This window comes from Sphingomonas sp. S-NIH.Pt15_0812 (genome assembly GCF_003951315.1).
In the GTDB taxonomy this organism is placed as follows: Bacteria; Pseudomonadota; Alphaproteobacteria; order Sphingomonadales; family Sphingomonadaceae; genus Sphingomonas.
Genome location: NZ_QLJH01000012.1, coordinates 114,182 through 122,210, shown reverse-complemented (window position 1 = coordinate 122,210; position 8,029 = coordinate 114,182). Strand labels below are relative to the sequence as shown.

The following is an 8,029-nucleotide window of genomic DNA, read 5'->3' as shown; positions in this document are numbered from 1 at the left end:
CGCAGAGCGATCCCATGAAGCAACATGGCGCCGTGTCGGATCGCTCCTCAATGCCTTCTCACCAGACGAGTGCCGCAACTATCTGCGCAACTCCGGATATGCGTCAGCCTGATGTCATCATGGTCTAGGGTCCAACGGCCTGACCTCGGCTGGGGATCGTCATTGCGAAGGGAGCGAAGCAATCCACAGCCGCGTGCGTGACGCCCTGGACTGCTTCGCTGCGCTCGCAACGAGGGCTTGGGGTAATCCAAGCCGTCATCCTGTTCTAGCGCAGGCGGCGTGCCTCGTCGGCGGCGAGGGCGGCGGACAGCCCGTTGCGCACCGACAGCATCACCTGCAACGGTGCGCTTTCGACCGGGGCGGGCAGGACCGGTTGCGTCGCGACGGGCTTCGGCCGGGATGTATCGCCCGTTTCCAGTAGGTGCCGCACGCCGCGGATCGTATAGCCCTGCTCATGCAGCAGCATGTTGATCCGCTTGACCAGCGCGACATGTTCAGGGCGGTAATAGCGGCGATTTCCGGCTCGGGTGACCGGCCGCAGTTGGTCGAACCGGGTTTCCCAATATCGCAGCACATGATGAGGAATGCCGGTTTCCGCCGAGACTTCGCCGATCGACTTCAAGGTCAGGCTGGTGCCGGCCGCGGCGGTGGTCGTTGCAGTACGGGGCCGTGCCATGATCGTTCCCCCCGGATCGATCAGGCGGTCGCCGAGGCTTCGACGATGCGATCGCGCATCATCTGGCTGGCGCGGAAGGTGAGGACCCGGCGTGGCGCGATCGGCACCTCGACCCCGGTCTTGGGATTGCGACCGATCCGTTCGCCCTTGTCGCGCAGGACGAAGGTGCCGAAACCGGAGATCTTGACGTTCTGGCCGTGGCTCAGCGCCCCGCACATCTCGTTCAGGATCTGCTCGACGATCCGGGCCGAATCGGCACGGCTCAGACCGACCTCATGGTGCAGCGATTCGGCCAGATCGGCCCGGGTCAATGTACCTGCTTCGTGCATACCGTATTCCCCCAAAGCTGACGGGCGAATATCAGATACCGTTCCCGATAAAAAGACTTTTATGCTCTAGGTTATGCAAACGTCCGCAAGTGTCTCAGAAGCGGACGATTGCTGCGCCCCATGTGAAGCCGCCGCCCATCGCCTCCAGCACCACGATATCGCCCTGTCGGATGCGTCCGTCGCGCACCGCCACGTCCAGCGCCAGCGGCACCGAGGCGGCGGAGGTGTTGGCATGGCGATCGACGGTCACGATCACCTTCTCGCTCGCCAGGGCGAGCTTGCGGGCGGTGGCGTCGAGAATGCGGGCATTGGCCTGGTGCGGCACCACCCAGTCGACATCCTCGGTCTTCAGTCCGGCGAGCGCCAGCGCCTCGCCCATCACCGCCGCCAGGTTGGTGACGGCGTGGCGGAACACCTCGCGCCCCTTCATCCGCAGCTTGCCGACCGTGCCGGTCGTGGAGGGGCCGCCATCGACATAGAGCAGCTCGTTGTGGCGGCCATCGGCATGGAGGCGGGTGGCGAGGATGCCGCGCCCGTCCTCGGCCACGTCCTGCGCCTCCAGCACGATCGCACCGGCGCCGTCGCCGAACAGGACGCAGGTGGTGCGGTCCTCCCAATCGAGGATGCGGCTGAACGTCTCCGCGCCGATCACCAGCGCGCGGGCATGGACGCCGGTGCGCAGCATCGAATCGGCGACCTGCACCGCATAGAGGAAGCCGGAGCAGACCGCCGCCACGTCGAACGCGACGCAATCGTCGATGCCCAGCATCGCCTGCACCTTGGTGGCGGTGGCGGGAAAGGTCTGGTCGGGCGTGGCGGTCGCCAGCACGATCAGGTCGATATCCTGTGCGCTATGACCGCCCGCCGCCAGCGCCGCGCGCGCGGCATCGGCCGCCAGCGTTGCCGTCGTCTCGCCCGGTCCGGCCAGGTGGCGGAAGCGGATGCCGGTACGCTCGACGATCCATTCGTCGCTGGTGTCGACCTGCTCGGCCAGCTCCGCATTGGACACCCGCCGGGCGGGCAGGGCGGAACCGGTGCCGTTGACGACCGAACGGATCATGCGACATGCTCCAGGCCGAGATCCTCGGCGATGCGGCGGGTGAGGTCGGCGCGCGCCAGCTTGGCGGCGTTGGCGATCGCGGTGGCGACGCCCAGCTCGTTGGCGCCGCCATGGCTCTTCACCACGATCCCCTTCAGGCCCAGGAAGACCGCGCCATTATGGTTGTTGGGGTCGAGATGGTCGCGCAGCAGCTGCGTCGCCGGCCGCGAGATCAGGAAGCCCAGTTTCGATCGGACCGAGCTGGTGAAGGCGCGCTTCAGCAGGTCGCCGACGAAACGGGCGGTGCCCTCCGCGGTCTTGAGCGCGATGTTGCCGGCGAAGCCGTCGCAGACGATCACGTCGACATGGCCGCGCGCCAGCTTGTCGCCTTCGACGAAGCCGGTGAATTGCAGGGGGAGGTGCGTGGCGGCGCGCAGTTCGGCGGCGGCCTCGCGAATCCAGTCGGTGCCCTTCTGGTCCTCCGACCCGATGTTCAGCAGCGCGACGCGCGGCCGTTCGAGGTCGAGGATGATCCGGGCATAGGCGGCGCCCATCACCGCGAACTGGACGAGGTTGCGCGCATCCACCTCGGTATTGGCACCCAGGTCGAGCATCACCACGTCATTGTCGCCAAGCGTGGGAAGGGGAGCCGCCAGCGCGGGCCGGTCGATGCCGGGCAACATGCGCAGCGACAACTTCGCCATCGCCATCAGCGCGCCGGTATTGCCCGACGACACCATGGCGGCGGCGCGACCCTGTTTGACCAGATCGATGGCGATGCCCATCGAGGTCACCTTGGACCGGCGAATCGCCTGGCTGGGCTTTTCGCTGGACCCGACGACCTCGGGGGCGTGGACGATCTCGGAATTGGCGGACAGATTCGGATGGGCTTTCAGCCCGGCCCGAATCTGGTCCGTGTCGCCCACCAGGAAGAAATGCAGGCCTTCGAAGCGACGCCGCGCCCGGGCGACGCCCGCAAGCATCACCTCCAGCCCCTCGTCGCCGCCCATCGCATCGACGGCGATCCAGGGCTGGTCGGTCATCCGGTTACTCCGATCGATCCGGCGGTTAGGCCTCGACCGAAACGACCTCGCGGCCGTTATAGTGGCCGCATGCGCCGCACAGCACGTGCGGACGCTTCAGTTCGCCGCAGTTCGGGCATTCCTGGAACGCCGCGACGGTCAGCGAGTCGTGGCCACGGCGCATGCCGCGCTTGGAGGGCGAAGTCTTTCTCTTGGGGACGGCCATTGCGGCACCTTATTCGACGTGGAACAGATTGGAATGCGCACGACATGACAGTCCGGCCACAGCGGGCCGCACCGATATGCCGGACGCATCGCGAAGCGTGGCGCTATAGCGATTTCGGTCATTGTTGCAAGTATCCCGACACCCGGGCAGGGTCCTGCACATGAAAATCCTGACACCAGCCCTGCTTGTCCTGACCCCGCTGCTGAGCGGAGCCGCGCCGGCCGCGCCATCCCCCGTCTCGCCCGACCGCCTGTCCGCCGACGTCCGGACCCTGGCGTCCGAGTCGTTCCAGGGCCGTGCGCCGGGGACGCCGGGCGAGTCGAAGACGATCGACTGGCTGGTCGCGCAGTTCAAGGCGATGGGCCTGCAACCCGGCGGCCGGGACGGGCAGTGGACCCAGGCCGTGCCGCTGATCCGCACCCGGATCGGCGATGGGCCGGTCTCCGCCAACGGCGTCGCCTGGACGCAGGGCCGCGACGTGTATCTGAGCAGCGTGCGGCCGGACGCGCGCGAGACGGTGAAGGACGCCCCCCTGGTCTTCGTCGGCTACGGCGTGTCCGCGCCCGAGCGGAACTGGGACGACTTCAAGGGTGTCGACCTGAAGGGCAAGGTCGCGGTCTTCCTGGTCAACGATCCCGACTTCGAGGCGGCGGCGAGCGACGATTCGACCGGCCGGTTCGGCGGGCGGCGGATGACCTATTATGGCCGCTGGACCTACAAGTTCGAGGAGGCGGCGCGGCGCGGCGCGGTGGCGGCGCTGATCGTCCATGACACGCCGGGGGCCGGCTATGGCTGGGCGACGGTGACCGCGCCGGCCGGCGAGAATTACGATGTCGCCCGCCCGCCCGCGCCGCGCGTCGCGTTGCAGGGCTGGATCGAGGGGGGCGCGGCCGGGCGGCTGTTCCAGGCGGCGGGGCTGGACCTGGCCGCCCTGCGCAAGGCGGCGCGGCGCAGCGATTTCCGCCCGGTGCCGATTTCGGGGACCGGCTTCTCCGCCGACCTGCCTGTCGCGGTGACCCGCGCGGAAAGCCGCAACGTGCTGGCGAAGCTGCCGGGCACGTCGCGGCCGGGCGAGGTGGTGATGTATGGCGCGCATTGGGATGCCTATGGCGTCGGCGCGCCGGATGCGCAGGGGCGGACGATCCGGCCGGGCGCGAACGACGACGCGCTGGGCGTCGCCGGGGTGCTGGAGATCGCACGGGCCGCCGCCGGGAGGCCGCGTCCGGCGCGCAGCCAGGTCTTCGCGCTGTGGACCGGCGAGGAGCGGGGGCTGCTGGGCTCCGAGACCTATGCCGCCGACCCGATCTATCCCGCCGCGACCACGGTCGCCAATCTGACGCTCGACATTCTCCAGACCGCCGGACCGTCGCGCGACGTACTGCTGGTCGGACAGGGCCAGAACGCGCTGGAGGACCGGCTGGCGGCCGCCGCGCGGGCGCAGGGCCGGGTGGTGACGCCCGAGGCGCTGCCGGAGCGCGGGCTCTTCTACCGGGCCGATCACTTCTCGGTCGCGCGGCGGGGCGTGCCGACGCTGCTGCTGATGGCGATCAGCGGCGCGCCCGACCTAGTCGAGGGCGGCCGGACGGCGGGGCAGGCCTGGCTGGACGGCTATATGCGCTGCTACCACCAGACGTGCGACGCCTGGTCGAAGGAGTGGGATCTGCGTGGTGCTGCGGCCGATGTCGACCTGTTCGGCCGCGTCGGCTTCGACCTGGCGCGGGGCAGCGACTGGCCGGAATGGCGGCAGGGCTCCGAGTTCCGGGCGGTGCGGGCGGAAAGCGCGGCAGCGCGGAGGCGATAAGGCGGAGCCGTTACTCTCCTCCTGTTCCCCGGCGAAGGCCGGGGCCCGGTTGGGGGACGATCATGACGACGGGCAGCGGTCCGTTACCAAGGCCTTTCCAACTGGGCCCCGGCCTTCGCCGGGGAACAGGTAGAGCTGTTATGCCAACCCCAGCGGGTAGCGCTTTTACCCCAACCCCAGCACCGCATCACCCACGAACGGATTGGTCCGCCGCTCGTGCGCGAACGTGCTGGCGGGGCCGTGGCCCGGCACGAAGGCGACATCGCCCAGCGGCCACAGTTTCTCGCGGACCGAGCGGATCAGGTCGTCATGGCTGCCGAGCGGGAAGTCGGTACGGCCGATCGATCCCTGGAACAGCACGTCGCCGACCTGCGCGAAGCGCGAGGGGGCATGATGGAAGATCACATGGCCCGGCGTATGACCGGGGGTGAGATAGACGTCGAGCGTCAGGTCGCCGATCGTCACCGTGTCGCCATCGTCCAGCCAGCGGTCGGGCTCGAACACCACGCCACGGATGCCGTAATTGCGGCCGTCCTCGTCCAGCCGCGCGATCCAGAAGCGGTCCGCCTCGTGCGGCCCCTCGATCGGCACGCCCAGCGCGTCGGCGAGCGGCTTGGCCTCGCCGGCATGGTCGATATGGCCATGGGTGAGCAGGATCTTCTCCACCGTCACGCCGGCGCGGGCGATGGCCTCATGGATTCGCGGCAGGTCGCCGCCGGGATCGACCACCGCCGCCCTCATCGTCCGCGTGCACCAGATCAGCGTGCAATTCTGCTGGAGCGGCGTGACGGGGATGATGGCGGCGCGCAGCGGCATCGCGTCGGGGGGCGTGTCAGTCATGATTCGTCCTTACGCCCGCCGATCACCGGTCACCAGAGGATGCCCTGCACCGGCGTCTTCGGTTCGGGCGCTTCGTCGCCGATCGCCTGGAGCAGGTCGATCTCGATCGTCCGGCACATGGCGGTCAGCGGCACGTCGTGGATGGTGTTGGCGAAGGGATCGACGAGGTCGTCGCCGATCTGCAGGATGGCGAGGAACATCAGGCCTGCGATGGTCGAGCCGATCGGTGTCGCGAAACCCAGCGTCTCGACCAGCCCGATCGGCAGCAGGATGCAGAACAGCCGCGTGAAGAAGGCGGGGAAGAAGCGATACTGGTTGGGCAGCGGCGTGTTCTTCAACCGCTCCATGCCACCCTGCGCATTGGCGATGTCCACCAGGATGCGCTCCAGCGACGCCTGCTGGATGGTGTCGATCCAGCCCTTCTTGCGCGCATCCTCGATCCGCCGGCCGGTGCCGTCGAGCAGGCCGTTGGCGGTGTTGACACGCGCCAGCGCCGGCTCCGCCTCGCCCCGCGACAGATAGTGCAGCACTTCCTCGTCCCGCGGCTGGCGACGCAACTGGCAGCGCAGCGCGTTCACATAGGCGATCTGGCGCAGCACGATCGACCGTTTCAGGTCGCGCGCCTCGTCGGGCAGGAAGTTGCGCGCGGCGCGGGCCAGGTTGCGCGAGGCGTTGATCATCGCCCCCCACAGCACGCGGCCCTCCCACCAGCGTTGATAGGCGCTGTTGTCGCGAAAGCCGAGGAACAGCGCCAGCGCCGAGCCGAACAGGGTGAGCGGCAGCGACGGCGCCTTGAAGGGTAGGACAAAATAGGTGACGGTGACGATACAGTCCCAAACGAACAGACCGAGCAGCGGGCGCCAGACTTCCGAGACGATGAACTTCAGGCGGGGGGTGGCGTCGACGATCAACAATCGGCTCCTTGTTCGCTGGGCTAGGTCCGGACAGGACGTAACGTCGTATCGATGTGCGGGTTCACGCGATTTTCAAACATGGATTCGTTCCGGGCGGGTGAGGGCCTGGTCACGCAGGCCCCGCCACACCTTCAGCGCCTGTACGGTTTCCGTAACGTCATGGACCCTAAGCAGTTGCACCCCGGCCTCCGCGCCCTTCAGCGCCAGCGCCACGCTGCCGCCCAGCCGCCGGTCGACCGGCGCTTCGTCGGACAAGGCGCCGATCAGCCGCTTGCGGCTGGCGCCCAGCATGATCGGGCAGCCCAGGCCGTGAAAGGCAGCCAGGCCGTTGACCAGCGCCAGATTGTCGCCAAGCGACTTGCCGAAGCCGATGCCGGGATCGACCAGGATCTGCGATCGGCCGATGCCGGCGGCGACGCAGGCGTCGATCCGCGCCTCCAGCCAGGCGAAGACCTCCGCCACCACGTCGCGATAGGCGACCCGGCCATGGCCGCCCTGTCGGGGATCGGGCGAGTGCATCAGGATGACCGGGCAGCCGGCCCCGGCCACCACCTGCATGGCGCGGTCGTCCCACGACAGCGCCGACACGTCGTTGACGATCGCCGCGCCGGCCGCCAGCGCCGCCTCCATCACCAGCGCCTTGCGCGTGTCGATCGACACCAGCGCACCCGCCGCCGCCAGTCGCTCGACGACCGGGCGGATGCGCGAAGCCTCCTCCTCCTCCCAGACCAGCGCCGCGCCGGGACGGGTCGATTCGCCGCCCAGGTCGATCAGCGCCGCGCCGGCGGCGAGCAGGTCGTGCCCGGCGGCGGCCGCGGCGGCGGGGTCGCCCACATGGCGGCCGCCGTCCGAAAAGCTGTCGGGCGTGACGTTGAGGATGGCGGCGACCTGCGGCTGGTCGAAGCGCAAGGTGCGCGCCCCCAACGCAATAGGCGGGCGGGGGGCGGTGATTCGGTCGTGCAGAAGGCGCGCCCGTTCACCCAGCGAAACCAGGTCGGCGAGCGGCACGATGCGGCGGCCGCCCGGCTCCGTCACCTCATAGGCGGCGAACCACTGCATCCCGCCGGCGAGCCGGGCGACGCTGCCCTCGGGCGCGCCGATCGGCGTGTCGACGAACTGGACGGGGCGGAGAAGGAGGATCGGATCGGCCACGGCCTACGCTCCACCCGCTCGCGCCCGCCG

General features: G+C 69.0%; 9 protein-coding genes and 1 pseudogene. 2 read left to right on the top strand and 8 right to left on the bottom strand.

The genetic code is table 11. The features are described 5' to 3' along the window. Positions 1-112 (top strand): annotated as a pseudogene (locus tag BRX43_RS20530) (IS630 family transposase); the annotation flags it as partial. A gap of 153 nt (positions 113-265) precedes the next feature. On the opposite strand, the gene BRX43_RS10190 reads toward BRX43_RS20530, so the two are convergent. The 5 genes from BRX43_RS10190 to rpmF form a co-directional block, all read right to left on the bottom strand. Then, a complete protein-coding gene (locus BRX43_RS10190) occupies positions 266-676 on the bottom strand; it encodes a MerR family transcriptional regulator (protein ID WP_125994750.1) in 411 nt (136 codons plus the stop codon). A gap of 20 nt (positions 677-696) precedes the next feature. After that, positions 697-1,005 carry an integration host factor subunit alpha gene (locus BRX43_RS10185; protein WP_125994749.1) on the bottom strand — a complete coding sequence of 103 codons (309 nt, stop codon included), beginning with the start codon at positions 1,003-1,005 and terminating at the stop codon, positions 697-699. A gap of 94 nt (positions 1,006-1,099) precedes the next feature. After that, the gene (locus BRX43_RS10180; RefSeq protein WP_125994748.1) at positions 1,100-2,065 is read right to left on the bottom strand and encodes a beta-ketoacyl-ACP synthase III; all 966 of its coding nucleotides are present in this window, start codon (positions 2,063-2,065) and stop codon (positions 1,100-1,102) included. Then, on the bottom strand, positions 2,062-3,087 hold the full coding sequence (plsX, locus tag BRX43_RS10175; RefSeq protein WP_125994747.1) for a phosphate acyltransferase PlsX: 1,026 nt from the start codon (positions 3,085-3,087) through the stop codon (positions 2,062-2,064). Before plsX ends, BRX43_RS10180 begins: the two co-directional genes overlap by 4 nt. Positions 3,088-3,112: 25 nt before the next feature. Next, positions 3,113-3,292 carry a 50S ribosomal protein L32 gene (gene rpmF / locus BRX43_RS10170; protein ID WP_055841808.1) on the bottom strand — a complete coding sequence of 60 codons (180 nt, stop codon included), beginning with the start codon at positions 3,290-3,292 and terminating at the stop codon, positions 3,113-3,115. A 160-nt stretch (positions 3,293-3,452) separates the two neighbouring features. Between rpmF and BRX43_RS10165 the strand changes: the two genes are divergently transcribed. Then, complete coding sequence (locus BRX43_RS10165; RefSeq protein ID WP_125994746.1) at positions 3,453-5,093, top strand: M28 family metallopeptidase; 1,641 nt, start codon at positions 3,453-3,455, stop codon at positions 5,091-5,093. Positions 5,094-5,258: 165 nt separating this feature from the next. Here BRX43_RS10165 and BRX43_RS10160 read toward each other — a convergent pair whose 3' ends face one another. The 3 genes from BRX43_RS10160 to folP form a co-directional block, all read right to left on the bottom strand. Beyond that, positions 5,259-5,933, bottom strand: a complete 675-nt coding sequence (locus BRX43_RS10160; protein WP_125994745.1) for an MBL fold metallo-hydrolase — start codon at positions 5,931-5,933, stop codon at positions 5,259-5,261. Between the two features lie 29 nt (positions 5,934-5,962). After that, on the bottom strand, positions 5,963-6,844 hold the full coding sequence (locus BRX43_RS10155; protein WP_125994744.1) for a bestrophin family ion channel: 882 nt from the start codon (positions 6,842-6,844) through the stop codon (positions 5,963-5,965). Positions 6,845-6,919: 75 nt separating this feature from the next. After that, entirely contained in the window at positions 6,920-7,999 is a 1,080-nt protein-coding gene (folP, locus tag BRX43_RS10150) for a dihydropteroate synthase (RefSeq protein WP_241214891.1), read from the bottom strand. Between the last annotated feature and the right edge of the window lie 30 nt (positions 8,000-8,029).

What these genes read in the sequence shown, in the direction of transcription:
- BRX43_RS10190 (WP_125994750.1), bottom strand. Translation starts at nt 676, where the DNA reads ATGGCACGGCCCCGTACTGCAACGACCACCGCCGCGGCCGGCACCAGC.
- plsX (WP_125994747.1), bottom strand. Translation starts at nt 3,087, where the DNA reads ATGACCGACCAGCCCTGGATCGCCGTCGATGCGATGGGCGGCGACGAG.
- BRX43_RS10165 (WP_125994746.1), top strand. Translation starts at nt 3,453, where the DNA reads ATGAAAATCCTGACACCAGCCCTGCTTGTCCTGACCCCGCTGCTGAGC.
- BRX43_RS10185 (WP_125994749.1), bottom strand. Translation starts at nt 1,005, where the DNA reads ATGCACGAAGCAGGTACATTGACCCGGGCCGATCTGGCCGAATCGCTG.
- rpmF (WP_055841808.1), bottom strand. Translation starts at nt 3,292, where the DNA reads ATGGCCGTCCCCAAGAGAAAGACTTCGCCCTCCAAGCGCGGCATGCGC.
- BRX43_RS10180 (WP_125994748.1), bottom strand. Translation starts at nt 2,065, where the DNA reads ATGATCCGTTCGGTCGTCAACGGCACCGGTTCCGCCCTGCCCGCCCGG.
- BRX43_RS10160 (WP_125994745.1), bottom strand. Translation starts at nt 5,933, where the DNA reads ATGACTGACACGCCCCCCGACGCGATGCCGCTGCGCGCCGCCATCATC.